A 247-nucleotide genomic window follows, 5' to 3' on the forward strand; every position below is an offset into this window, starting at 1 on the left:
CGTCATCTGCATCTCGAACGGAGCGCGGCATGATCGCGCTGACGCTTCGGGTGATCCGGCGCGAGCTGCTCTTGAACTGGCGCTCGCGCACCGTGACGCTTTCCGTGCTGCTTTTCTTCGTGCTGGCGTCGAGTCTGTTTCCGCTCGGCGTCGGTCCCGATCCGAAGCTGCTGCACGCAATCGCGCCGGGCGTGCTGTGGGTCACGGCGCTGTTCGCGGCGCTGCTTTCGGCTGGCCAGCTCTTCAG

Annotated in this window: 1 protein-coding gene; it reads left to right on the forward strand. The window is 66.0% G+C overall.

Annotated features, from left to right (window positions below; genetic code table 11):
- Positions 1 to 29: 29 nt before the first annotated feature.
- Positions 30 to 247 (forward strand): heme exporter protein CcmB (locus tag NCS58_RS24820; protein ID WP_250538901.1); only part of this gene is annotated, 218 nt, incomplete at its 3' end.

The organism is Caballeronia sp. INML3B (assembly GCF_023631305.1).
In the GTDB taxonomy this organism is placed as follows: domain Bacteria; phylum Pseudomonadota; class Gammaproteobacteria; order Burkholderiales; family Burkholderiaceae; genus Caballeronia; species Caballeronia turbans.